Origin of the sequence: Acinetobacter johnsonii, from assembly GCF_048551975.1 — a bacterium.
Classification (GTDB): domain Bacteria; phylum Pseudomonadota; class Gammaproteobacteria; order Pseudomonadales; family Moraxellaceae; genus Acinetobacter; species Acinetobacter johnsonii_A.
Genome location: NZ_JBIMCF010000200.1, coordinates 1 through 281 on the forward strand (window position 1 = coordinate 1; position 281 = coordinate 281).

The window sequence follows — 281 nt, forward strand, 5'->3', positions numbered from 1 at the left end:
AATCGGGTTATGTGTTCTCGGTTATTCAAAAAGGTCAAGAAATTCGTGATCCGAAAACCAATGAAAAACTGACCCTTCCAACGGAGCGTATCTGTAATATCATGGTCTTTAAAACCTTTGACCGTGTCAGCTATGCTTATGTGCTCGACAGCGAACTACCAATAAACTTGGGCGCAAAACTTTCTCCCTCTTTCGTGGATGAATAATCCGTTGCCTTAAGGTGTATATATGCTGAACTCTTTATCACATGAACAGATTGCAACAATCACTCTGTGGTATTT

Annotated in this window: 1 pseudogene; it reads left to right on the top strand. The window is 40.2% G+C overall.

The features are described 5' to 3' along the window. A pseudogene (locus ACG9ZB_RS17235) lies at nucleotides 1-206 on the top strand (peptidoglycan-binding protein LysM); the annotation flags it as partial. Nucleotides 207-281: the final 75 nt, after the last annotated feature.